The 24,129-nt window shown below is 70.2% G+C and carries 17 protein-coding genes; 8 read left to right on the top strand and 9 right to left on the bottom strand.

Going from position 1 to position 24,129, the window contains the following annotated elements:
• Positions 1-33: 33 nt before the first annotated feature.
• From IF12_RS23565 to IF12_RS25315, 4 genes are all read right to left on the bottom strand, one after another.
• The gene (locus IF12_RS23565) at positions 34-849 is read right to left on the bottom strand and encodes a hypothetical protein (RefSeq protein WP_030144282.1); all 816 of its coding nucleotides are present in this window, start codon (positions 847-849) and stop codon (positions 34-36) included.
• Positions 850-871: 22 nt separating this feature from the next.
• Positions 872-1,888 (bottom strand): hypothetical protein, encoded by a 1,017-nt coding sequence (locus IF12_RS0100330; RefSeq protein ID WP_030144281.1) that lies wholly within the window; start codon positions 1,886-1,888, stop codon positions 872-874.
• Between the two features lie 602 nt (positions 1,889-2,490).
• Positions 2,491-5,094, bottom strand: a complete 2,604-nt coding sequence (gene clpB / locus IF12_RS0100325) for an ATP-dependent chaperone ClpB (RefSeq protein WP_030144280.1) — start codon at positions 5,092-5,094, stop codon at positions 2,491-2,493.
• 237 nt (positions 5,095-5,331) lie between these two features.
• The gene (locus IF12_RS25315) at positions 5,332-6,000 is read right to left on the bottom strand and encodes a hypothetical protein (RefSeq protein ID WP_051703784.1); all 669 of its coding nucleotides are present in this window, start codon (positions 5,998-6,000) and stop codon (positions 5,332-5,334) included.
• 304 nt (positions 6,001-6,304) lie between these two features.
• On the opposite strand from IF12_RS25315, the gene IF12_RS0100315 reads away from it, so the two are divergent.
• The 3 genes from IF12_RS0100315 to IF12_RS0100305 are packed head-to-tail and all read left to right on the top strand — an operon-like array spanning position 6,305 to position 8,606.
• Positions 6,305-6,775, top strand: a complete 471-nt coding sequence (locus IF12_RS0100315; protein ID WP_133884114.1) for a hypothetical protein — start codon at positions 6,305-6,307, stop codon at positions 6,773-6,775.
• Positions 6,775-7,881 carry a hypothetical protein gene (locus tag IF12_RS0100310; protein WP_030144277.1) on the top strand — a complete coding sequence of 369 codons (1,107 nt, stop codon included), beginning with the start codon at positions 6,775-6,777 and terminating at the stop codon, positions 7,879-7,881. Before IF12_RS0100315 ends, IF12_RS0100310 begins: the two co-directional genes overlap by 1 nt.
• Before the next feature lie 5 nt (positions 7,882-7,886).
• Positions 7,887-8,606: a hypothetical protein gene (locus tag IF12_RS0100305; protein ID WP_030144276.1), complete on the top strand. Its 720-nt coding sequence runs from the start codon at positions 7,887-7,889 to the stop codon at positions 8,604-8,606.
• 121 nt (positions 8,607-8,727) lie between these two features.
• On the opposite strand, the gene IF12_RS26955 is transcribed toward IF12_RS0100305, so the two are convergent.
• The 3 genes from IF12_RS26955 to IF12_RS0100290 form a co-directional block, all read right to left on the bottom strand.
• Complete coding sequence (locus IF12_RS26955; protein WP_030144275.1) at positions 8,728-13,680, bottom strand: DNA repair ATPase; 4,953 nt, start codon at positions 13,678-13,680, stop codon at positions 8,728-8,730.
• 135 nt (positions 13,681-13,815) lie between these two features.
• The gene (locus IF12_RS0100295; protein WP_030144274.1) at positions 13,816-15,885 is read right to left on the bottom strand and encodes an SPFH domain-containing protein; all 2,070 of its coding nucleotides are present in this window, start codon (positions 15,883-15,885) and stop codon (positions 13,816-13,818) included.
• Positions 15,886-16,024: 139 nt separating this feature from the next.
• Positions 16,025-16,696 carry an OB-fold-containig protein gene (locus IF12_RS0100290; RefSeq protein ID WP_030144273.1) on the bottom strand — a complete coding sequence of 224 codons (672 nt, stop codon included), beginning with the start codon at positions 16,694-16,696 and terminating at the stop codon, positions 16,025-16,027.
• A 417-nt stretch (positions 16,697-17,113) separates the two neighbouring features.
• Between IF12_RS0100290 and IF12_RS0100285 the strand changes: the two genes are divergently transcribed.
• The 5 genes from IF12_RS0100285 to IF12_RS0100265 all read left to right on the top strand — a co-directional run bounded on the left by IF12_RS0100285 (position 17,114) and on the right by IF12_RS0100265 (position 23,316).
• A complete protein-coding gene (locus IF12_RS0100285; RefSeq protein WP_051703783.1) occupies positions 17,114-19,558 on the top strand; it encodes an FtsK/SpoIIIE domain-containing protein in 2,445 nt (814 codons plus the stop codon).
• Complete coding sequence (locus tag IF12_RS0100280) at positions 19,555-20,181, top strand: hypothetical protein (RefSeq protein ID WP_030144271.1); 627 nt, start codon at positions 19,555-19,557, stop codon at positions 20,179-20,181. The genes IF12_RS0100285 and IF12_RS0100280 overlap by 4 nt, the downstream gene beginning before the upstream one ends.
• Before the next feature lie 163 nt (positions 20,182-20,344).
• On the top strand, positions 20,345-21,238 hold the full coding sequence (locus tag IF12_RS0100275) for a DUF4351 domain-containing protein (protein ID WP_051703782.1): 894 nt from the start codon (positions 20,345-20,347) through the stop codon (positions 21,236-21,238).
• Positions 21,239-21,432: 194 nt separating this feature from the next.
• Positions 21,433-22,680 carry a hypothetical protein gene (locus tag IF12_RS0100270; RefSeq protein ID WP_030144269.1) on the top strand — a complete coding sequence of 416 codons (1,248 nt, stop codon included), beginning with the start codon at positions 21,433-21,435 and terminating at the stop codon, positions 22,678-22,680.
• Positions 22,681-22,695: 15 nt separating this feature from the next.
• Complete coding sequence (locus IF12_RS0100265; RefSeq protein ID WP_133884113.1) at positions 22,696-23,316, top strand: hypothetical protein; 621 nt, start codon at positions 22,696-22,698, stop codon at positions 23,314-23,316.
• On the opposite strand, the gene IF12_RS0100260 is transcribed toward IF12_RS0100265, so the two are convergent.
• Positions 23,313-23,735, bottom strand: coding sequence for a hypothetical protein (locus tag IF12_RS0100260; RefSeq protein ID WP_030144267.1), 423 nt, complete (start codon positions 23,733-23,735; stop codon positions 23,313-23,315). The genes IF12_RS0100265 and IF12_RS0100260 overlap by 4 nt on opposite strands.
• A complete protein-coding gene (locus IF12_RS0100255; RefSeq protein WP_030144266.1) occupies positions 23,728-24,093 on the bottom strand; it encodes a hypothetical protein in 366 nt (121 codons plus the stop codon). The genes IF12_RS0100260 and IF12_RS0100255 overlap by 8 nt, the downstream gene beginning before the upstream one ends.
• Between the last annotated feature and the right edge of the window lie 36 nt (positions 24,094-24,129).

The raw sequence follows: 24,129 nt of genomic DNA, 5'->3' as shown, positions 1-24,129 counted from the left end.
CTTCCGGCGGGGTTCTCCCGCCTTCCGTCGCGGCTATTCGCCCTCCGCGGCGGCCTCCGCTCGCATGGATTCGTTGACGGTGTACGCGCCGGCTTCCTTGTCGGCCATGGCATGGCGGCCGATGAGGTTGAGCCAGATCCGAAGGTTCGCGCCGGATTTGGTGGGGTCGACGTCGGCGGCGCCGAAGCGTTCCCGCAGCAGTTGGAAGCCCTTGGTGGTCTGGGGACCGAAGTCGCCGTCGATGGCCATGTCCTTGACGCCGGCGAGATCCCTTGCGGCCCACTGGATGATGGTGGTGTCGGTCTGGTAGCCCCAGTTCGCGGCGACGGCGGTGCGGCCGCGGTCGGCGTGGATGTGGTTCCAGTGGGAGCCGTCGGGGTCGTTGTGGCAGTGGAGGACGGTGCCGAAGTGCTTGCGGAAGGTGGCGATGACGGCGAGGTAGCGGCGGCGCATGAACAGGCGGCTGTCCTTGCCGTGGACGGCGGTGTCGACGAAGTTGTTCGAGCCCCAGTCGAACCTGGTGAAGTCGACGGCGGCGCCGTAGCGGTGGTAGCCGGGTTTGCAGACCTTCGCGCCGGCGATGCCGGTCCACTGGTAGGACCAGGTGCCGCCGCCGCGGGCGAAGTTCTGGCCGAGGAGGTGCAGGTCGAGGATGACCTTGCCGGCCTGGACGTGGGCCTCCTCGTGCATGGTGAAGGAGGTGGTGCTGGGGTGGACGCCGTAGCCGTCGCCGTTGTAGGCGGTGCGGTAGCGCATCTTCATGGTGCTCTGGTAGAGCCAGTCGCGGGTGATGTCCGGGAGGGCGCACGAGGATTGCGCGAACGCGGTGCTGCTGCTGGGGAATGCCATCGGTTCTCCTCCTTCTCGAGCGCTACCTGGCTCCTCTGATGTGGACGGCGGTGCCGTCGGTTTCGAGCCACAGGCCTCGGCGGCCGGGGACGGCGAGGATCTCGCCGCTGCAGCCGCAGTTCTCGGTGGGGCTGACGGTCTCCGTCTCGAAGGGCTCGCCGTCGTGGGTGAAGCGGGTCTCGGTGGCGGTGCCGTCGCGGTCGGAGAAGACGGAGACGTGGCCGTCGCAGGCGACGGCGGCCATCGCCCTTCCGGCGTCGGGGAGGGTGGCGACGGATGCGAAGCGCAGGTCGGCGGCCTTGGCGGGGCGGGCGGCGGTGTGGAGGGTCTGGGTGCCGCCGGTGTCGGCGACGGCGGCGAAGAGGCCGTGGTCGGTCTCGGTGAGGACGGTGCCGTAGCCCTCGCCGAGGCCGGTGGCGAGGGGCCGTTCGGTCCAGGTGCGGCCGCGGTCGAGGCTGAGGGCGAGGTGGCTGCGGGTGATGACGGCCAGGTGCGGGTCGGGGCCGCCTTCGACGGCGACGGCGAGGCCGTCTTCGCCGAGCGGGGTGATGGCGGTGGCGATACCGGATCGGATCTGCTCGGGGACGGGGAGCGGGGTCTCGGTGGCGGTGCCGTTCTCGATGCGGATGAGGGCGGGGCGGGCGCGGTCGTGGGCGAGTTCGACGGCTCCGGTGACCCACAGGACGGGGCCGGTCGCGGCCATGGAGTGCGGGCGGAAGGCGGCGGGGAGGGGGAGCGGGAGCGGCGGCCCGGGGACGGCGGGTGTGCGGGTGTCGGGGTCGCCGCCGGGGTCGGTGAGGATGCGCAGGGCGAAGTCGGCTTCGGTGTCGGGGTCGGCGGTGAGGACGAGTAGTTCGCCGTTCCGGCCGGTCCAGCCCGCGGCGGCGGCGCGGATCTGGCGGTGGTCAGTGGGCGCCGCGAAGGCGGGGAACGGGGCGATGGCGCCGGCGGCGCCGGCGGCGAAAAGGACGGCCGCACCGGTGAGGACCGAGCGGCGGGTCAGGCCCGGCGGTACGCCTGGTCGTGCGTGATTGGCCATGGGAGCACTATGACCAATCGTGCCGGGTCATTCCGCAGAACCACGAAGATTCATTCCATAGTGGTATTTCCGCGTGAATGACTCGCATGCTAAGAGCGGGTCGCTAGGGCATCGGGGCATCGGGGCATCGGGGCATCGGGGCATCGGGGCATCGGGGAGTCGTGACCCGGAGGCCTCCGGCCCACGCGGTCGGGCGTGTTGGGGTGCAAGGCCCCCCGATCAAATATTGCTCGGGGGTGTGACATTGAGGAATGGGGCTTAGGCGTTCCGGCACCCGCGGTCGGGCGTGTCGGAACGCAGGTCCCCCGATTCAACGATGACTCGGGGGTATGACATTCGGGGCAGCGGATAAGCCGCTGCCCCCGACTATTTGGTCTGTTCGCATCGGACGGTGTGCCCGGGGTCGGGCGGGATCGGGCGGTACTTCCGTGGGCCGGTGGGACCTGACGGTCGTTCCTCAGTCCGGCCGATCGCATCAGGTTTCTTTGGCCCGGCAGTTCTGTCGTTGACGGGTGGCACTGGTTTTTGGCAGGGTTCCTACCCAGGGGTCCTCTTCGGTTTTCCGGGCGGCTCGCCCTTCCGGGCGAGCCTGGTTCCGGCTTTCAGTCCTTCGTCACGACGAGCTTGTCGCCCTGTTCGGTGACCGAGACGTTCACCGTGTCGCCGTCCACGATCTTGCCTTCCAGCAGCTCCCGCGACAGCGGGTCGCCGATCGAGGACTGGATGAGCCTGCGCAGCGGCCTCGCCCCGTACACCGGGTCGAAGCCGCGGTCGGCCAGCCAGGACTTCGCCGCGTCGTCGACCGCGAGCTTGAGCCTGCGGGTCTCCATACGCCGCTCCAAATGATGCAACTGGACGTCCACGATCGACTTCAGGTGTCCGTGCTCCAGCGCGTGGAAGATGACGATGTCGTCCAGCCGGTTGAGGAACTCGGGCTTGAAGTGCGACCGGATCGCGGCCAGCACCTGGTCGCGCTTGGCCTGGTCGTCCAGCAGCGGGTCGATGAGCACCTGGGAGCCCAGATTCGAGGTCATGATGAGGATGACGTTGCGGAAGTCGACCGTGCGGCCCTGGCCGTCGGTGAGTCGTCCGTCGTCCAAGACCTGGAGGAGCGTGTCGAACACCCTCGGGTGCGCCTTCTCGACCTCGTCGAGCAGCACCACCGAATAGGGCCTGCGGCGCACCGGCTCGGTGAGCTGGCCGCCCTCCTCGTAGCCGACGTACCCGGGCGGGGCACCGATGAGGCGGGCTGTGGAGTGCTGCTCGGTGTACTCGCCCATGTCGATGCGGATCATCGCCCGGTCGTCGTCGAACATGAACTCGGCCAGCGCTTTCGCGAGCTCGGTCTTGCCGACGCCGGTGGGGCCGGCGAAGATGAACGACCCGGTGGGCCGGTTCGGGTCCGACAGGCCCGCGCGAGCCCGGCGCAGCGCGTCGGAGACGATGGTGACCGCCTCGTTCTGGCCCACCACCCGCTCGCCGAGCTCTTCCTCGGCGTGCAGGAGCTTGTGAGTCTCGGACTCCTGGAGGCGACCGGCGGGGATGCCCGTCCACGCGGAAACGACGTCGGCGATCTCGTCGGCGTCGATCTCCTCCTTGAGCATCGGCTGGTGGCCCGGGTCGGCGTCGGCCCTCGCCAGCTCGGTCTCGGCGTCGACGAGCAGTTGCTCGAGTTCGGGGATGCGGCCGTAGCGCAGCTGCGCGGCCTTCTCTAGGTCGTATTCGCGCTCGGCCCGCTCGGCCTGCGTGCGCAGGTCGTCGAGCTCTTCTTTGAGGTCGGAGACCTTCGAGATGCGGTCCTTCTCGGACTCCCATTGGCGCGAGAGCACCGAGAGGCGTTCGCGTTCGTCGGCCAGTTCGCGCTGGAGGAACGCGAGGCGCTCGGCCGAGGCCGGGTCGTCCGTCTCGTTCTGGAGCGCGGTCTCCTCGATCTCCAGTCGGCGCACGGCCCGCTCGACCTGGTCGATCTCCTCGGGGCGCGAGTCGATCTCGATCCTCAGGCGGCTGGCGGCCTCGTCGACGAGGTCGATGGCCTTGTCCGGCAGGAACCGGTCGGGGATGTACCGGGCCGAGAGCTGTGCGGCGGCGACCAGGGCGGAGTCGGTGATGCGCACGCCGTGGTGGACCTCGTAGCGCTCCTTGAGGCCGCGCAGGATCGCCACGGTGTCCTCAATCGTCGGCTCGCCGACGTAGACCTGCTGGAAGCGGCGTTCCAGCGCGGCGTCCTTCTCGATGTGCTCGCGGTACTCGTTGAGGGTGGTCGCGCCGATCATGTGGAGCTCGCCGCGGGCGAGGGCGGGCTTGAGCATGTTCCCGGCGTCGAGCGAGCCCTCGGACTTGCCGGCGCCGACCATGGTGTGCAGCTCGTCGATGAACGGGATGATCTCGCCGTCGGAGGACTTGATCTCCTCCATAACGGACTTGAACCGCTCCTCGAACTGGCCCCGGTACTGGGCGCCGGCGATCATGCTGGCGAGGTCGAGGAGCATGACGCGGCGGTCGCGCAGGGACTCGGGCACGTCCCCGGCGACGATGCGCTGGGCCAGGCCCTCGACGATCGCGGTCTTGCCGACGCCGGGTTCGCCGATGAGCACCGGGTTGTTCTTGGTGCGCCGCGACAGGACCTGGATGACGCGGCGGATCTCGGTGTCGCGGCCGATGACCGGGTCCACTTTGCCCGAACGGGCGGTCTCGGTGAGGTCGACGCCGTACTTCTCCAAGGCCTTGTAGCCCTGCTCGGGGTCGGCGCTGGAGATCTTGCGGTCGCCGCCGCGCAGGGTCGGGAAGGCGCTGATGAGTTTCTTGTCGGTCGCGCCCTGCTCGGTCAGGAGCGTGCCGACCTCGCCGCCAGCCTGGGCGAGGCCGGTGAGGAGGTGCTCGGTGGAGACGTACTCGTCGCCGTAGTCGGTGGCGATCTTGTCGGCGGCGTTGATGGCGCGCAGGGAGTCGCGGGCCATGGACGGCTCGGAGACCGAGGGCCCGGACGCGGACGGCAGGTCGTCGATGCGCCGCTCGGTCTCGGCGGAGACGGTGCCGGGGGTGACGCCGACGAGCTGGAGGAGGCCCGGTGCGGTGGAGCCGTCGACGGTGAGGAGCGCGTCGAGCAGGTGCCACGGTTCGACCGAGGGGTTGCCGCCGGCGGCGGCGGTGCGCGCGGCCTGGGAGATGACTTCACGGCTCTTGGTGGTCAGGCGGTTGACGTCCACGGTCCCCTTGCTCCTTTTCGCTGTCTGCCTTCGGCCGAACAGGCGGCTCAGAGTTGAGTGTATCCGACTCAACTTTCGGAAGGCCATTCGACGCGGTTCGCCGTCAGCGTAAAGCGCGCCGGTCACCCGATCGGCGGACTCGCGCGAACCGGCCGGGAGCGGCGGAACGGGCTCGGGCACGACCCCTGGGACGCGGGAAGCCCCGGGCCTGCGGCCCGGGGCTTCGTCGTCGCGCGGTTACTTCTTGGCGCCGGTCTTGCCGAAGATCGACCTGATCTTCGCGAACAGGCCCGGCTTGGACCGCTCGGACTCGATCTCGGGGGCCTCGGCCTGGGACGGGACCGTCTTCTCGGGGTCGGCGGCGGCTTCCTCGGGCTCCTCGATCGCCTCGGCGACCGGCGGCGCCGCGGCGGGCTCGTCCACGACCTCGGCCGGGGTTTCGACGACGGGCTCGGCCTCGGCGACCGGCTCGGGCTCGACGACCTCAGGTTCGACGACCTCGGGCTCCACGGTCGCGGCCTCGACGGCCGCTTCCACGACCTCCGACTCCGCGGCGGCTTCGGCTTCGACGGCGTCGGCTTCGGCCTCGGCGGTCTCGGCTTCGACCGCTTCGATGAACTCGGCCTCCGTCTCGGCGGGCTCGTCGACCTCGTCCTCGTCCCCGGCCTTCAGCAGGGCCTTGAACTCGGCGAAGTTGAGGACCGGGACGCCGGCCTCTTCGGCCTTCTTGACCCGGGCCTCGGTGGGCTTGACGGTGTCGTCGATGACCAGGTGGGTCACCGTCTTGGTGAACTTCGCGGCGAGCGCGACATCGGCGTCGGACTCAGCGATGAGGCGAACGGTTTCGGCGTCGGGGCCGGTGCCCAAGACGATGATCCGGACCTTGTCTCCCGTCTTCGTCGGCACGGGGACCTCCCTTATTCGATGGTTAACGGCTTTGCAGGGGCACTACGGGCTACGCGCCAAGCTTTAGTTCTGAAGCGTACCGGGTGGTCGTACCTGGTTCGTCTAGCGGAGAGACTTTAATCCGAACGCACACCGCCCCACCGCACGAGCCGCCCGCAGCATGGAAACCCGCCTGGAAATCGAGGTCTCACGACCGCGAACGCTCGCTATAGGACCGCCGAAAAACGTTCACCCAAGTGGGAGCGCGGCCATGCTACGGTGAGTGCACTCCCGTTCACGAACTCGACCCCCTTGGAGTTCCCACATGTCCGGAAGATACTCGGATCCATCCGTCAGCTACGCCTCCCTGGCGAAACTCGCCCGGTGCAGCTACCAGGCTTCGGAGGCCTATCAAGTAGTGCTCTCCGCGCTGGGCGACACCTTCACCGGCGACGCCGACCTGTGCGACGCCGACGGCGTCCCGACCGCCGCCGACACCGACCTGGTCGCTCTCCGCGATGAACTGGTCGAATACGTCAAGACCACGATGGGCCGCTATGAAGTGGCCGGAGCCGAACTCGAGGAGATCCTCCGCGCCTACGACGACGCCGACTCCGACGCCGCACACGACATCGAAGTCGCCTTCGCGGACATGGAGACCTACGGAATCGGCGAGTCGGACCACTCCTGGGACGCCGCCGAAGAGGCCGAGGCCACCGACCGGCCCGACGACGCTCCCGCCAACGGCGGCAAGGACGACTTCGCCTACGAATCCGAGCTGAGCGGAGAAGGCTGATGTCCCACGCCGCCGATCTCGAAGCCGCACTCAACGCATTCTGCAAAGGCCTGACCGAGCGCTGGCAGGAGGCGATCTACAGGGCGGTCACCACCCAGACCACGCTTCCCCTGCCCTACAGCGTCTACAGCCACTACTACCAGCCGCCCTGGAACCACCTCGAAGCCGGCACCGACCTGGTCGACCACTTCATCGGCTGCAAGGCCCTGAAATGGTACGACGACGGCCGGAACGGATCGATTCCGAGCTGCTGCGGCTTCAGTACGCTCCTGGCCTGCGCCGAGGACTGGGCATGGGCGAGCCGGAACATGCTGTTCAAAGCCCTCCCGAAATTCGCGGATCACGACCTCGCGAATCTGGAGGCGGCATACGAGGGCTACAAGCGGACGGCCCTCGCGCTCGGCGCCGCCAACCCGGAGTCCATCATCGAATTGGACGCCGACCAGTCGAAACCGTCGGCGCTGATCCAAGAGATGGTGTCGGACATAGGAGCCGACGAGGACCAGTGGCTGGCCGAATGGACGGGCTTCGCCGCGGACACGGTCAAAGCCGGGTACGTCGACTCAGCCCTGCCCACGTTGAACAACCACATCGCCATCGTCATCTGCCTCGGCAACTTCATCCTCATACGAGCCGAGATCATCAGGACGCTTCGCGAATCCTCCCTCGCGGTGCTCGGTGCGGGTACGGACCGGCTCGCGGCGACCGTGACGAACTCGGTCGATCTGGTCGAGGGGACGCTCTGGGACTCCACGACCGCGACCGGCCTGCTCGCGGGCATGACCGGTGACATCATCGCGCTCACTCCCGTGGGAAACCTCGACAAGATCGTCAAGGTCGCCGGATCGGGACTCCGGCTTCTGGGCTGGTCCGGAAACAAGTTCGTCAGCTCCTGGACCGTCGAGGTGACGGAGTACGAGTTCTCTCCAGATCAGGTCGTGGCCAGTGTCCACACCGAGATCCTGAAGATGACGCGCAACCTGGAAGTGGCGGAGGAGTACTACCGGAACAAGATCGCCGAGACCCGATCGAAGGTCAACGGGGTGGCGAGCGAGTGCCTGGAACTCTACGACTTCGGGCGCAACGCCTCCAGCGGAGGCTACTGATCACCATGTCCCGCATCCAGGCCGTAGTCATCTCCGTCATCGGGCTGTTCGTCGCCGGATGGCTCATCGCGTATTCGATCGGCGGCGACAGCGACGACGAGACGCAACCCGTCGTGGAGTCCACCGAGCCCTCCCCCTCCGCGTCGCCGCTGCCGCCGCCCGTGATCTTCGTGTACGAGGAGGACATGCACCCGTGTCCGGAGGTCGAGGAGGTGATCGGCATGGAGTCGAACGACTTCGACGGCAGCTACCGGTACGAAGAACAACGCTCGTTCTATCCCGACACCGCCGCAAACCGCCACCACGCCGAATGCTCGTATCTCGCCCGGCAGAACGAGGACGGAACGGAGCGGGTGACCTCCGACGTCGTTGAAGTCGGCATCTCCGTGATGATTGACGACGCCCTGCTCGACATTCGCGAGGTGGACACCGGTGTCGTCGGGCCGGCATCGTTCGACGGATGGCGTTTCGACGAATGGAATCTGTACCCCGGGGCAGGACCGGGAGGCGACTGCTTCCGCGACGCCGAGACGCTCTGGCTCTGCTCGGACACCATAGAGGGCCAACAGCTAACTACCGATTTCGACGGGGACTACGGCAACCTGTCGCTGAGGATCACGGTGGGCCTCGGCACCGCCGACACCGATCGTGACATGGAGGCGTGGGCTGAAGCGGTGACCGCCGAAGTCGCCGACCTGGTGCTCGCGCGACTGCCCACCGAGTGATTCCCGGTCGCCGAGGTCGACCGCCGCTTCCCGGCCGCCTGGCAAAGGCGGCCGGGGTGTCGGCGACTACGGCGTTTCGGTGAACGATCGCGATGGCCGTCGTTCGCGGGAGTTCGGTTCGCTATGCGTCCCGGCGGTTGAGGGCCGTTTCGATGCCTGCCACTCGGTCCGAGAGGAGGGTGATCGCTCCTACGGCTCGGGACATCGGGTCGTCGTTCGATCCGCCCAGGGTCTGCTCGCGGCGGAAGGCCTCCTTGACCGCCTCCCAGCGCGCCGCGCGCTCCTCGGTCAGGCGCCCGCGCAGCTCCGCGAGCTTGAGCAGGTTCGCCTCCGCGCCCGAAGCGAGCGTCTGGGCCTCGCCCGCGTAGTGGTCGTCGATGACCGCTTCGAGCTCCTCGTCGTTCATCACCGGCACCACGCGCTCGGTGAGCCGGCCCATGTTCCGGTAGGAGCCTTGAAGCAGGAACGGCGGCTCGGTGCGCGAGGCGTCGTCGGTCGCGGCCGAGGCGATGTACGCGAGGTTGTTGGCCAGCACCGTCTTCTGGACGTGCACGAGTTTGCGCAGCACCGACAGGATCTGGTCGAGCTCCCCGGCCGAGTACGGGTGGCGCAGGGCCTCCGGCGCGGCCGTCGGGTCGCCGTTGGCGATGCGGATGAGCAGCTGCGTGTCGGCCCGCTCGCGCCCGGCCAGCGGCGCGGTCACCCGGTTCGAGGTGAGGGCGTTCTCGATGTAGGACTGGGCGAACACCTCGTCGCGTCCGGACAGGACGTCGCCGAGGTTCCACACGTCGGCGCGGTTGGCGAGCATGTCGGGGATGCGGAACCGCTGCCCGGCCTCGGTGTACGGGTTCCCGGCCATGCACACCGCGAAGCGCTTCCCGCGCAGGTCGTAGGTGCGGGTGCGCCCGTTCCAGACGCCCTCCATCTTGCGCTGCGCGTCGCACAGCGAGATGAACTTCTGGAGCAGTTCGGTGTTGGTGTGCTGGATGTCGTCGAGGTACAGCAGGACGTTGTTGCCCGCCTCGAGCGCGAAGTTGATCTTCTCGACCTCGGCGCGGGCGGTCGCGTTCGGCGCGTCGGCCGGGTCGACCGACACCGTCTCGTGGCCCAGCGACGGGCCGTTCACCTTGACCAGGAGCATCCCGAGCCGGTCGGCGACGTACTCCATGAGCGTGGTCTTGCCGTAGCCGGGCGGGGAGATGAGCATGAGCATCCCCGACTGGTCGGTGCGCCGCGCGTCGCCCGAGCCGGCGCCGATCTGCTTGGCGAGGTTCGAGCCGATGAGCGGCAGGTAGACGTCGTCGATGAGCTGGTTGCGCACGAACCCGGCCATCGTCTTGGGCTTGAACTCCTCGATGCGCAGCGTGCGGCGGTGCGCCTCGACCAGGTCGGCCCGGCGCCGCTGGTAGGCGCGGTAGCCGGGCAGGACCACTCGGCGGAAGTGCCCGGTGCGGGCGAGGAACTCGTCCAGTCGCAGCGGCAGGACCCGGTTGTCGATCCGCGCGTGCGTGCCGAGCAGGCCGGTGACGCGGCTGGAGAGTTCGGCGGTGACGTCGTAGCCGTCGACGCCGGCCAGGAGCACCGCGAGCGCCTCGGGGAGGTCGGCCTCGTCAAAGGCCGGTTCGGGGTCGTCGGAGCGGCGCAGGAACGACTCCAGCCACACCGCGGCGAGTTCCCATTTGGACGCCATGTCGTCGTCGAGGGCGCGCAGGTCCGATTCGAAGTCGGCCTTCGCGCCGGGGCCGACCTGGCGTTCGAACGCGGCCAGGAGGGCGCGGGCCCGCTGGGAGACGGCGAAGCCGCCGGTGGGGTCGGCGAGTTCCTCCACGAGGTACTCCCCGGCGAGGTCGGCGTCGACCTGGAGGGAGGGGAGGCTGCCGGCGAGGTAGTCGCCGATGGCCGCGCCCATGTCGGCGCCGAGTTCGGCGAGGGCGTCGGTGCGGCCGAAGACGGCGCGGGCCCGCGCGAGCGAGCGCGCCTGGGTGCGGATCGCGATCCGCTCCTCCTTGGGGATGCCGTGGCCCCAGTAGAGCTGGGCGGCGGCACGCTCGGCCGAGCGGTAGCGCAGGAGTCCGGAGGCGGCGTAGAGGCGCAGGGCCTCGGCGAGGATCGCGGCGGCGTCGGCGTCGTGGACGCCGCGCTCGTAGCCCTCGTCGTAGCGTTCGGACGCGGCGGCGGAGACGAACTTCGGCAGGTCCTCGGCGAGGAGCTTCGCGGGGCCGTGCTCGGCCAGGAGCGAGGCGGCCAGGTGCTCCGAGCGGTACACCGTCGGGTTCTCCGAGGCCAGGAACTGCTGCCAGTACGGGCGGGTGTCGTTGAATCCGGGGTCCTCGACCACGTGCCGGTAGTCGGTGCCGGTGAGCGAGAACGCGAGCGAGTCGCCCGAGGGCACGAGGGTGAGGTCGAGCGGCTGGGTGTTGATCGGGATGCGGTGCTCGCCGAACTTGATGGCGTCGCCGTCGAACAGGTCGAGCCGGTCGGTCAGGGCCCGCCCGGCCTCGGCGCGGGCGGCGGCGATGCGCCCGGTGATCTCCTCGGCGCGGACGGTGTCGTCGAGGTCGCGCAGCTCGGCGATGACCTTGCGGAGGCGCTCGACCATCGGGTCGGTCGCGAAGTAGGTGTTGACCGCGTCCAGCGAGTCGAGGGTCGCGGTGCGGCGGGCGACGGCTTCGAGGATGCGGTCGGCGGAGGCGGCGAGCTGCTCGGCGCGGCGGGCGGCCTCGTCGAGCAGGTGCTGCTTGCGCGAGGAGAACGCCTCGTAGACGTCGGTGCGCTTGTCGGCGAGCTGGGTGAGGAACTCGTCGAAGTCGGCGAAGCGCGTCTCGAGGTTCTCGACGGTGAGCAGGAGCCGGCCCAGCTGCTCGTCGCAGGCCGCGGGCGTGTCGGCGGCGCTGATCGCGGCCGTCACCGACTGCCCCAGGAGCGCGAACTCGGCGGCGAACTCGGCGCGGCCTTCGCCGACGGCCAGTTCGCGGCGGCGCGCGGCCAACGTCGCGCGGGCGCGGTTGACGGCGGCGAGCACTTCGGAGACGCGCCCGAGGATCGCGGTGCGCACCACGGCGTCGCCGATCTCCAGGGTGGCGACCACTTCGGTGAGGGTCTCCAGGCCCCGCTGGCGGGCGTCGAGGTCGTCGAGGAGCGGGGTCGACTCGGCGACGGTCTCGATCGTCTCGGCCTTGCGCTCGAGGTCGGCGATCTGCTCGAAGTAGGCGGTGAAGGCGTCCTCGCGTTCGAGGAAGGCCACGGCCCGCCGGCCGGTGGAGTCGAGGGTCTCGGAGACGTCGGCGGCGAGCGCGTCGATCCCGGCGAGGTCGATGTAGCGGACCTCGCGGAGGGTCACGAGGTGGCCGCCGGCGCCGCGCAGCTCGGTGAGGAGGTCCACCCACTGCTCGGCGGACTTGGGGGCCTCGCCGCGGGCGCGGCGCAGCAGCCGGACGGTGTCGGTGCGGGCCTGGTCGAGGGCCTTCTGGGCCTCGCCGGTCAGCTCGGAGACGGTGGCGTACTCGTCGAGGACCGACTCGGCGGTGTCGCGGACCTGCCGCAGCGTCTCGTCGAGGGCGTACAGGCCCTCGTCGCCGAGCCAGGGGTAGTCGTCGAGGCAGCGGGTCGCCGCGCTGATGAGCGCTTCGAAGACCGCCTGGGCCGGCTCCATCTCGCGGACCATGCGGGCGACCGAGAGCGTGTCGGAGACCGCGCGCACCGCCTCGGCGTTGCCGATGCGGTGGATGGGCGTGTCGCCCGACTCCTGGGCGGCGGCGTGGGCCTCGGAGACGAACGGGGTGGCCCAGATCTGCACGGGGTGGACGCGCGTGGCCTCCTCGCCGGTGAAGCGGAAGGCGACGAGGGTGCCGTCGTCGAAGATCGCGTAGCCGTGGACGGTCATCGGCGCCGCGACTTCCTTGCGGATGACGTTGTACGGCAGCAGCAGCGAGCGGCCCTCGGCCTCGTGGTGGAAGACGTAGAGGACGTCCTCGCCGTTGGGCGAGCGGATGACCCGCTTGAAGCGCAGGTCCTCGGTGTCCTGGTCGAAGGTCTTGAGCTTGCCCTCGTTGAGGTAGTAGCCGCCGGGGAAGATGATGCCGTGGTCCTCGGGCAGGCGCCGGCACGCGGCACCGATCGCGTCGGCCCGCACGATGGTGGCGGTGCGCGTGTTGTACACGAGGTAGCGGGTGACGGTCTCCTTGTAGGGGAGGATCCGCAGCAGGATGAGCGGCCCGATGCGCGCGTAGGCGATCTCGGCGTCGGCGAGGGACTGGAGGGGCTCGGCGACCGGCTCGGAGTAGAGGCCCTCGCCGGAGTCGGTGTTGTCCTCGATCTTGACGGTGAGGTCGCCGCCGATGCACTCCACGAAGATCTCGTCCTCGATGGACACGTGCGGGTGGCGGCCGGTGACGTGGTGCTCGCGGGTGGTCTCGGTCCACTCGAAGTCGTAGGGCTCGGGCCAGACCGCGTCGGCGTCGCCGCGCGCGTCCATGTACTCGGCCCTGCCGTCGGGGTGGGTCTGCCAGCGCAGGACGCGCTGGTCGGCGAGCTGCTCGCCGATGCGGAAGATCGCCAGGAGCCGCGTGTCGACCTCGCGCACCTGGAGCAGCTCGGTGGTGCGGTAGTAGCGGTACATCTCGTGGAAGTCGGCGGTGAAGCGGGCGTCGTCGAACAGATGACCCGGTTCGGTTACCTCGCTGAAGGAGAAGGAGGTGGTGCCGTCGCCGTCCTTCTTGACGAGGTCGTGGAGGGCGAACACGTCGGCGACGTCGGTCTGGGACTTGAGTCCCATGTGGACGTTGTAGCCGAAGAGGAGGCGGTCGCCGACGCGGGCCATGTCCCGCGGGACGCAGTTGTTGGCCGTGCGGATGCGGGTGGTGCCCAGGAGGCCGAGCCCGGTGGAGCCGAACGCGTCGGTGCGGGCGCCGTTGAGCGCCTCGGCCCGCGCGGTGAGTTCGGCCGCGTAGTCGGCGAGGCGGCTGGAGAGGACCTCGTAGGTGCCGACGTCGAGGGAGGCGCTTTCGGCGGCGGCCGCGGCATCGGGGGCGGCCGCTTCTGCGGCGTCGGCGGCGGCGGTCTTCACATCGGCCATGGGTTCCCCTGGGAGTGGTTGTCAGCGGGCTCTGGTCTCGGGGCCGCCGCGCCCTGGACGCGGCGTCGCCCCGGCGGGGGGCGCGACCTGCGGCGGGACCGCGAACCCCGGTGGGTTCGCGGTCCCGGGCGCGGTCTACTTCGCGGCGATCTCGTAGGCGGGCTTCTCGGCGACGCCCAACTCCTTGGCCTTGCCGAGCAGGCCCGACAGGACGTCGTGGTCGCCGCCGCCCTGCATGAGCTTGACGAGCGCGGCGGAGACGGTCAGGTTCTTCACGTCCTCGGTGCCGACCCCGGCGAGCACGCCCTTGAGGTCCTCGGCGAACGAGGTCGAGCCGTTGCCCCACGAGGCGGCCACGGACTGGGCCACCTCGGAGTTGGCGACGAAGCCGTCGACGGCCTTGCCGTAGCCGATCGCGCCGACGACCCGGTCGAAGAACTGGGTGTCGCCGCCGACCAGCGAGATGTCGGCCTTCGACAGGCCCGCGGCGATGATGCTCGCCTGCTGCTCGGCGATGGAGCGGCGGGCGTCGATCTCGGCGCCGCGCAGGTCCTTCTCCATCTCCAGGCGGAGGCGGTACTCCTCGTGCTCGCGGGAGGCCTCGGACAGGGCGTCCATCGCGGCGGCCTTGTCGGTGAGCCCGATGGACTCGGCGACGAGCTTCTCGCGCAGGGCGTTCGCCTCGGCGGTGCCCTTCGCGGCGGTGGCGCTGGCCTCGGCGCGGCCGATGGCGGTCTGCGCCTCGGCCTCGGCCAGGCCCTTGGCCTCGGCGGCCTTGGCCTCGGCGAGTCCGCCCTTCTCGATCGCGTCGGCCTCGGCCTCGCGGACCTGGACCTCGGCGAGGCCCGGGGCGGCGGCGATGGCCTGGTCCCCTTCGGCCTGGCGGATCTTGGCGCGGGCTTCGAGCTCGGCGGCCTGCTGGGCGGCCTCGGCCTCGGTGAGTCGCTGGCGGGCGAGGTGCTTGGAGGCGGCCTCGGCGGCCTCGGCGGCTTTGATGTCCTTGACCAGGCCTTCCTGGGCCTCGGCCTCGGCGAGGATGATGACGCGCTGGCGCTCGCGCTCGGCCTCTTCGGTCGCGCGCAGGCGCTTGATGCCCTCTTCCTGCTCGGCGACGGTCTTCTCCACGGCGATGCGCTCGCGGATGACGTCGGCGATGTCGCGCTTCTGGGCTTCGAGCTCCTTGTTGGCGGCGATGCGGGCGAGTTCCTCCTCGCGCTCGCGGCCGACGACCTCGAGGATGCGGTCCTTCTCGATGCGCTCGGTCTCCACGGCGATGACGCGCTCGCGGTTCTTCTCGGCGACGGCGATCTCGCGCAGGCGGTTCTCGTGCTGGACGCCGGTGGCCTCTTCGGTCTTGATGCGGGCCGTCTCGGACTTCAGGCGCTCTTCGGCCTGGACCTTCTGGACCTCGGCGCTCTCGCGGGCCCGGAGGGTCTCGATCTCGCGCTGCTGGCGGATCTCGGCCTCGGCCTCGCGGCGCTCGAGTTCGAGCACGGCCTCGCGGGCCTCGACGTTCTGGCGCTTGAGCTCCTTCTCCTCGTGGCGGCGGTGCTCGTTGGTGGTGACCGCTTCGCGGGCGGTCAGCTCGGTGATCTTGCGGATGCCCTGCGCGTCGAGGATGTTCTGCGGGTCGAGGCTGTCGAGCGGGGTCTGCTCGAGGTAGTCGATCGCGGCGTCCTCGAGCGAGTAGCCGTTGAGGTCGGTCCCGATGATGTGGATGATCCGGTCGCGGAACTCGTCGCGGTTGGTGTACAGGTCGGTGAAGTCGAGCTGCTTGCCGACGGTCTTGACCGCCTCGGAGAACTTGGCGTTGAACAGCTCCTGGAGCGTGTCCTGGTCCGAGGCGCGCTTGGTGCCGATCGCGCCGGCGACGTTGATGACGTCGTCCACGGTCGCGTTGACGCGCACGAAGAAGGTGATCGAGATGTCGGCGCGGATGTTGTCCTGGCAGATCAGGCCGTCCTTGCCCGCCCGGTTGATCTCGATGGTCTTGACCGAGATGTCCATGTACTCGGCGCGGTGGATGATCGGCAGCACCAGGGCCGAGGTGAAGGAGACCTTCCGGTTCCGCAGCTTGGTGACGACCAGGGCCTGGCCGGGCGCGACCTTCCGGTACAGCCGGATGATCATCACCAGCAGTCCGACGATCAGTAGCGCGAGGGCGACGAGCCCGAACAGCATCGTCGCCGAGTTGGTTTCACCCATGAGATGGTTCCTAACGAGACTTCGGGGGGACAGGAGTTGTCGGTGGTGCGGGAGCGGGCGTGAACTCACCCTATCCGGGCGGTACCAGTTTCAGGGTCCGCGAGCAGGGCTCCGGCACGAATCGGGGATACGGGCGGGGTCAGGACTCCACGACCGCGACGTCCGGCGGCAGCGCGACCGGGACGACCAGGAACACCCGGTCGACCTCGTCGTAGTCGAACACGACCACCTTTGCGTGCCTGGCGAACAGGGCGTCGTCGATGCCCTCGGGCTCGTGCGGGGAGCGGCGCACGTTGATCAGCAGGACCGAGCCCTCGTCGTCGGTGACCTCGGCCTGACCTGAGTCCAGCGTCACAGTCCCGGTGCGCACGACGCAGACCTTGCCGACCAGGTCGGCGTGGGCGGTGGCCGGCGCGTCGTCGAACAGCCGCGACAGCGGCCGCGTCAGGAGCTTCGCGCCGAGCATCCCGACGCCGAGCCCGGCGACGAGCACGGCCGTCCCGGAGGCGGCCGCGGGGATGAACATGCCGTCGGCGCTGCGCACCCAGGTGGTGCCCAGCACGGTCACGATCCAGCCCAGCGTGATCCACAGCGACAGCACCACGGTGAAGGGGACCGACCCGAAACCGAAGGCCGACCAGAACCCGCCCGAGCCGTCGATCTCGCCCCCGGACGCGTCGGTGCCGACGTCCACGACGTCGACGTCGAGCGCACCGATGATCACGGTCAGCCAGTACACGATCACGAGAATGAGGCCGAACGAGAAGACGATCGGCGGAAAGGATAGGGCGATATCCAGGAACTCACTCATGGGGCACGGGTCCTTCTCGGCGAATCCGAGGTACGGCTCACGGACGCCTCGGCGGCGGCGCGCGGGCACTGTTCGGTTCTGTCGGCCGCACGCGCGGAGCACCGGGCGGGCGGATTGGTGCGGGCAGGGGCACAGGGTCAGCGGATCCGGGCCTGCTTCCGGGGCCCTGCTTCTAGGGTAATCCACGCGCCCCAGCGGGGGAAGGTTGCGCGAACCGGGCGAAGGGGCACGCGCCCGCACCGGCGGGCCCGCCCCGCAGTGCCGCTCCACCATGCCGTCCCGCCATGCCTTTCCACCGTGCCGTGCAGTGGAAGCGCACCGAGCCCGGCCGCGATATGGTGTGACCGGTCGAACAGCCGCCGCCCGGGCGCTCCCCGGGACACGCGCGGCCGGCGAACCCGCTGATGAGGAGGTCCGGTGCCCGGTTTCCAGACTGCGCTGGCGAACGCGGCCGCCGGCTGCGACGCGGCCGCCGCCCAGCTCGCCGCCGCGGCCAGGCGCCTCGGCGACGCCGCCTTCCAGACCCCTGTGGACCCCGCGCTGCTGGCCGCCGAGCGTCAGATATCCGACGCGGCCACCGCCTCCGCCGCGCAACTACGCACCGATCCCGAACTGCTCCAGGCCGGCACCGTCATGCTCCATGAAGGACTGACCGTGCCGCTGCTGGTCCCGTTCGGAGAGCGCGGGCACCTCGCGACCTCGGTCGACGCCCGCGAAAGCGGCGTCGCCGCACTCGTGCGCCTCGCGGTCCTCCACGCCGTCGCCGCGCGCGAGGCGGGCGGCCTGCGCGTGGTCGGCATCGACGTCGCCACCCTCGGCGCGAGCTTCGCGGCCCTGCGACCGCTCGCCGACGCGGGCGTGATCGCGACCGTCGCCACCGACGCCCGCGGCGCCGCCGACGCCGTCGCGGCGGCCGAAACCCAAGTGGCCGAGCACATCGCGGGCAGACGCACCGACCGGATGCTCCTGGTCGTCGCCTCACTCGGCGAGGCCCCGCGGACCCTGGTCGAGCGGATCGACGCCGTGGCGCGATCCGGTCTGTCCCACGGCGTCACCGTCCTCGGCTGCGGCCTGCCGCACCTGCCGCAGGCCGCGGTGCTGCACGCGGTCGGCGACCACGTCGAAGTGACCAACCCGCCCGCGGCGCCGTTCGGGCGCGGCGAGCGCCTGGCCGCCCCCGTCGCCTGGCCCCAGGCCCCCGACCCGTCCTTCGTGGCCGGTGAGGCGCAGCGCCTCGCCGAGCGCGCCAAGGCCGCCGCGACCCTCACCTTCACCGACCTCATTCCCTCCAGGCCGGAATCGGGCGACCCCGCGCGCGGCCTCGAAGTCCTCATCGGACGCGACGCGGCCGGGGAGGTGCGGCTGCGCTTCGACGACGCGACCCCGCACTGGCTCATCGGCGGGCGCACCGGCGGCGGCAAGACCGTCTTCCTCCTCGACGTCCTCTACGGCCTCGCCTCCCGCTACGCCCCAAGCGATCTCGCCCTGTTCCTCCTCGACTTCAAAGAGGGCGTGTCCTTCACCGAGTTCATCCCCACCGAACGCGACCGCTCCTTCATCCCCCACGCGCGCGCCGTCGGCGTCGAGTCCGACCGCGAATACGGCCTCGCGGTCCTGCGCACCCTCAACGAGGAGATGACCCGCCGCTCAACGGTCATGAAGCGCCACGGCGTCGCCTCTTTCGCCGGACTGCGCGCCCACGAGGCCTACCCGAGGATCGTGTGCGTCGCCGACGAGTTCCAGGTGCTCCTCGCCGGCAACGACCGCGTCGCCTCCGAAGCCGTCGCCCTCCTCGAGAACCTCGCCCGCAAAGGCCGCTCCTACGGCGTGCACCTCGTGCTCGCCTCCCAGACCATCTCCGGCATCGAAGCGCTGTGGACGAAGAAGGACTCGATCTTCGGCCAGTTCCCGATGCGCATCGCCCTGCCGGGCGCCCGAACCGTGCTCGAACCGAACAACGACGCCGCCACCCGCATCTCCCTCGGACAGGTCGTGGTCAACCCCGAGGGCGGCACCGCCGGCGCCGACCGCGTCGCGCGCTTCCCCGACACCGATACCGACGTGATGCTGCGCCTGCGCGAACAGCTCGGCGCCGCCCACGGCGACGTCGGCGCCCCCCGCGTCTTCTACGGCTACCGCCCGGTGCACCTGACCGAGACCCTTCCCGGCGAGAGGAAACCGGGACGCGCACTGCTCGGCCGCGAAGTCTCGCTGCGACTCGACGCCGCAGGCGTCGACCTCGACCGCCGGCCCGGACGCCACCTCGCCGTGCTCGGCTCCGACCCCGTCGGCGGCGAAGCCCTCGAAGCGGCCGTCGAAACCCTCGCCGGGAACGGCGCGAGAGTGTGGGCCGCGGACTTCACCCAGACCGCCGACCTGACATGGGCCGCAGAGCGACTCGCCCCCGAGACCTTCGCGGAGCGACTCGCCGAGATCCCCGACGGCACCGTCCTCGCCGCCTGGGGCCTGGACGCCGCCGCACTCGACATCAAGGCGCAGAAGGCCCTGCGGGACCTCCTGCGGACCGGACCGGCCCGCGGCGTCCACCTGCTCGGCTGGTGGCGCGGCTTCCGGCGCTTCACCGACGACATCGGCGGCAGCGCCGGACGCGAGGACGTCGCCTGCGCACTCGTCCTCAACCTCCCCGGAGGCGAGATCATGGCCCACTTCGGACAGCAGTTCCAGCACTGGACCCCAAGGCAGGGAAGGGCACTGCTCATCGACCGGCACGTCGACACCGCCGGCGGCAGACTCATCGTCCCCTTCTCCCGACCCGAGGACCAACCCGGCGCACCGGGCGCACAACGCACCGGCGACCACACCGCACCCACTGCGGCCCAAGGCGAAAGGGGCCGGGCATGAGCGCCTTCGACGACTACCTCGCGCAACTGCGCCGCCTCGACGAGACGCGCCGCGGCGCCGACGAGGCCGCCGCCCGCACCGCCACCGCGACCGAATCCCTCGGCCAGCGCGCCGCCCGGCTGGGCGAGCAGGCCGCCGCGCAGCGCGAGGCGATCGACGCCCTCGCCCGCGCCGCCCGCGTCGCGCCGCCGCAGAGGGGCGCCGAGCCGCCGATGAGCGGCGACCCGGCGACCGAACTCGGCGCGGCCGAAGCGGACCTCGAAGCGTCAAGGGCCGCATTGGAAGAGGCCCGGTACCTGGCGCACCGCCCGCCGTGGCTGCCGCGCTGGCGCTCGGACGAGCGCAACGGCCTGATCTACGGCCTGTTCGCGCTCGCGTGCGTGGCCGTGCAGTTGGTGGTCCTGCGCCTGCCGCGCTCGGACGACCTGACGGCCGCGATCCTTCTGGGCGCGATCCTCATCGCCGCGCCGCTGGCGGCGTTCGGCCTGGGCTGGTTGACGATCGGGGTGGCGGCGAGGCCGAAGATCGGCGACGAGGAGAAGCGCCTCGAACGCAACTTTCGCCTCGGCCTGGTCATATGCGGCTCAACAATGATCGTCGCCTGCATGGGCTTCTTCAGCTAACTCCGCCTGCGCCGCAACGAACATGTGACGTCGACAACGGTTTTTCTCCGCTGACTATGGATCTCATTGCAGGACAACCACAACGGCGTCGAATCACCGCCGTCGCCGCGGCGCGGCGTGTCGCTTCGGGTTTGTTCGAAAACGTCCTCGTACGGTCCTGGGCGTGACCACCTACGAACATGAGGCGCCCCTGCGACTGCTTCAGTACGACCCGAAACTCGCCGAGGCACTGTACTGCGGGATGCTCGGCCGCGACCTCCCCGAGTACACCGAGGTCCGGCCCGGTTCCGAGGCGATGACCCGCGGCGACGACGCGGTCATTCGCAACTGCGACAACGTCGCGGTGTACTACAGCGGGGACCGGTCGGTGTTCGCGCTGCTCTTCGAGGTGCAGCGCGGGGACGACGACCGGAAGCGCTACACCTGGCTCGACTACATCGCCTCGGCGAGGAGCCGCCTCAGGTGCCCGGTCGCACTCGTCGTGCTCACCTTCGACGCGTCCACGGCGCGGTGGGCGGCCGGGCCGATCGACACCGGCCACCCGGGCCTGGTCCTGCGCCCGCTCGTGCTCGGGCCGGACAACATCCCGGTCATCACCGACCCGGCCGAGGGCCGCGAGAACGTGTCGTTCGCGCTGCTCTCGCTCATCGCCCACGGGCACGGCGAGCGAGGCGCCGAGGTCATGCGGGCCTACTACGAGACCATCCGAGGATTCGACCGGACGCTCTGGTCGCGATACGCTGAATATGCGCTGAACGCGCTGCAAGGAGAGCAGTTCATGAGCCTTCAGGAGATGATCATGAGCGACACCGCGCTCCCGAACACCTACCGTCTGGGGTTGTTCGGAGAGAAGTACCGCGAGGGCCTCGCCGAGGGCAGGCTCGAGGGCAGGACCGAAGGCGAGGCGAGCATGCTGCTGCGGATCCTCGAAGCGCGCGGCATCGCCATCGAACCGGCCTCGCGGGAGCGCATCCGCGAATGCGCCAGCACCGAGCAGCTCGAGCAGTGGGCGGACAACGCCCTGGCGATCGAGCGCATCGAGGACCTGTTCGTCTGAGACCGCGCGAGAAGCGGCTCCGGTGACGGGAGCCGCTCCTCGCGCGCACTGCCGCTTCCGCGCTCTTCCTCCGCATGCAATGTATAGAGCGGTTTTGCACCGCTCGGTTAGATTTGTCGCCACGGCCACCCATCATCGTCCGCGCGGCATCCCCGGAACCTCGCCCGCGGCGGCACGCTCCCGGAGGCGACACCATGACAGAACCCGGCAACGCCGAGCAGTACGGCTCCGACATCGACCAGTACGCCCCGATCGACAGCCCCGGCACGGGCGAGCGCATCGCGAACGACGTGGCCTTCGGCAAGGGCGTCTACGGGCTCGCGAACGACATCACCGACGCCGTCAACGGCGACTCCTCACTCGCGGACGCCGCCGGCGGGATCGCCGCCGACCTCGGCATGCTCGCCATCGACGGCCTCCTGTTCATCAAGGACCCCGTCTACGCGCTCGCGAACGCGGGCCTCACCATGCTGCTCGAACTGGTGACCCCGCTCAACGACCTGCTTGAGATGGTCTCCGGCGACCCCGGCCAGATGGCCGACCAGCAGCAGGTCTGGGGCCAGGTCGAAGAGGCCCTCGGCGCACTCGGCGAGGAGGTCGGCACCGCCGTCGGCACGTGCATCCCCAGCTGGTCGGGTTCGGCGGCCGACGCCGCCTACAACCAGCTCTACGGGCTGTCGGCCGCGATCGGGGCGATGTCCCACGAGGCGGCCGGCATCAAGCAGCTCCTGGCCTGGGCCGAGGTGATCGCCCAGACCATCTACGACGTCATCAAATCGGCCCTCTCCGAGCTGGTCTCCTGGCTCATCATGCGCGGCCTGGTCGCCCTGGCCGCCAGCTCGTTCACCTTCGGCGCCGCCTTCGCCGAGTTCCTGATCAGCGGCATGGTGAAGACGACGCTCGCGATCCAGCGGGCTTTGAAGAAGTTCGGCGAGGCGAGCAAGATCTTCGCCAAGATCGTCCCGCTCCTGGAGAAGTTCTTCCGCCCGGCGGGCAAGTCGCTGTGGAAGGCGGTCCTCATGCGCGGATTGATCACCGGAGGGATCACCGCGGGCCTCGGCGCCGCAACGACCGGCATCCAGCAGCTGACGAGCCAGTCGGCGCAGACCGGCCAGTTCTCGGCGGGCAGCGCCGACGGCCTCACCGTCGAGCTCGACGAGCTGGACGCGCTCGCGACCGAGCTCGACGCGCTCGCCGGGAACGGCGACGCCATCCACTCGGTGGCGACCGGGGCCGCGGCGGAGGACATGACCTGGGGCCTCACCGGCCTGTTCTTCGCGAACTCCTACACCGGCTCGTGCGATGAGGCGGTCGACTCCACCGCGCAGCTCTCGGGTGCGTGCAGCGGCCACGCGCAGCGCCTGCGCGACTGCCGCGAGGAGTACGCCTCCTCCGACGAAGTGGCCGCCAGCGAGTTCGAGGCGCAGTACAACGACATGTGACCCTGGGGGTTCGCGGTGGAATTGATCGTGCGGTTCTTCGCCGAGGCGCTGTTCCCGGCGGCCTCGCGCAGTGCGCGCAGGCGCCGGGCGGCGGCCTTCGCGGCCGAACTCGGGCTGCGGTTCCACGCCGAGGGCCCTCCGCCGGACCCGGACACCTCGGACCGGCTCGCGTCGCTGGAGATGCTGGGCCTGCGCTTCACCCGGCCTGTCGCGGACGCCTTCTGGGGTTCGTTCGAGGGCAGGCACGCGATCGGGTTCGAGAACGCCGTGTGGGACAAGCGCGGACGCCGCCACGTCCCCTACCGGTTCACCGCGGTGCGGTTGATCCGCGCCGCCCCGGACCTGCTCGTCGCGGCCCCGAAGGAAGCGGCCATGACCGAGCAGTGGTTCCGCTCCGACGGCCGGCGCCTTCCCGTGCCGAAACGTTCGGGGAGGACGGCGGCGTCCGCCGACCCTGCCTTCGCCAGCGGCGTGCTCCAAGCGCTCTCGCAGGCCGGACTGGAACCGCTCGAGCGGTCGTGGACGGTCCGCGAGGACTGGGTCTTCGGCTGGCGCCGCGGCCGCCTGCGCACCGGCCGGGAAGGTCAGCGGCTGCGGTTCCTGCTCGCCGCGGCCGAAGCCGTCGAACGCGGCTAAACGCCCTTGCGCCGCTTGAGCAGGTACGCGAGGCCCACGACCGGGAGCACCAACGGCACATAGCCGTATCCGGAGCCGAAGTGGGACCACACCGACGGCTCGGGGAACCAGTCCGGGACCGCGAAGCTCAACGCGCCCACCGCGACCACGCCGGCCAGTTCGACGACCACCGCCGCCATCGCGAGGCGTCCCGCCCCGCGGATGATCGCGATCGCGGCCACCAGGTAGATCGCCGCGGCGATCGCGCTCAACGAGAAGCTCACCGGCGCCTCGCCGAACTTCGTCGCCACCTGGAACAGGGCCCTGGCCCCGGCCGAGACGGCGAAGACCACGTAGACGAGCACGATCAAGCGGCCGAAACCGCCCGCGAGCGGGCGCTCGTCCACGGCCTCCTGCGCCGGCGCGGTGTCTTCAGACATGGATCTGGAACTCCCAAATCTGGTGGATCCGCACCATGAGCGCGGCGACGATGAGCCCCGAGGCGGCCACGGTGCCGATGCCCCAGCGGCTGCGGTCGATCGACCCCCAGAACACCGCCGCGACCGGCACCAGGATCGTGGTGACCAGGTACGAGAAGAACAGCGCCTTCCCGTCGCCCGCCTCCCCCGGCACGATCGCGATCGACGCCGCCAACTGCGCGAGCAGCAGCAGCTCCAAGGCCGCGACGCCCACAAGGTGGCGCCGGCCCACCCGCACCGAACGGGCCGTGTCGACGAAGAACCACGCGCTCATCGCCAGCGCGGCGGCCTGCACCGCGAAGTAGAGCCAATCGATCACGCACCTGACGCTAATACAGGGCCGCGGCGCGCCGCC

The organism is Glycomyces sp. NRRL B-16210 (assembly GCF_000719515.1).
Lineage (GTDB): Bacteria > Actinomycetota > Actinomycetes > Mycobacteriales > Micromonosporaceae > Glycomyces.
Note: the sequence above shows the minus strand (reverse complement) of the source record. Positions and strands in the feature narration are given on the sequence as shown.

Excerpts from the sequence above, each read along its gene's own strand:
- IF12_RS23565 (WP_030144282.1), bottom strand. The coding sequence starts at position 849 with ATGGCATTCCCCAGCAGCAGCACCGCGTTCGCGCAATCCTCGTGCGCC.
- IF12_RS0100330 (WP_030144281.1), bottom strand. The coding sequence starts at position 1,888 with ATGGCCAATCACGCACGACCAGGCGTACCGCCGGGCCTGACCCGCCGC.
- IF12_RS0100315 (WP_133884114.1), top strand. The coding sequence starts at position 6,305 with ATGTCCGGAAGATACTCGGATCCATCCGTCAGCTACGCCTCCCTGGCG.
- IF12_RS0100310 (WP_030144277.1), top strand. The coding sequence starts at position 6,775 with ATGTCCCACGCCGCCGATCTCGAAGCCGCACTCAACGCATTCTGCAAA.
- IF12_RS0100305 (WP_030144276.1), top strand. The coding sequence starts at position 7,887 with ATGTCCCGCATCCAGGCCGTAGTCATCTCCGTCATCGGGCTGTTCGTC.
- IF12_RS26955 (WP_030144275.1), bottom strand. The coding sequence starts at position 13,680 with ATGGCCGATGTGAAGACCGCCGCCGCCGACGCCGCAGAAGCGGCCGCC.
- IF12_RS0100295 (WP_030144274.1), bottom strand. The coding sequence starts at position 15,885 with ATGGGTGAAACCAACTCGGCGACGATGCTGTTCGGGCTCGTCGCCCTC.
- IF12_RS0100290 (WP_030144273.1), bottom strand. The coding sequence starts at position 16,696 with ATGAGTGAGTTCCTGGATATCGCCCTATCCTTTCCGCCGATCGTCTTC.
- IF12_RS0100280 (WP_030144271.1), top strand. The coding sequence starts at position 19,555 with ATGAGCGCCTTCGACGACTACCTCGCGCAACTGCGCCGCCTCGACGAG.
- IF12_RS0100270 (WP_030144269.1), top strand. The coding sequence starts at position 21,433 with ATGACAGAACCCGGCAACGCCGAGCAGTACGGCTCCGACATCGACCAG.
- IF12_RS0100260 (WP_030144267.1), bottom strand. The coding sequence starts at position 23,735 with ATGTCTGAAGACACCGCGCCGGCGCAGGAGGCCGTGGACGAGCGCCCG.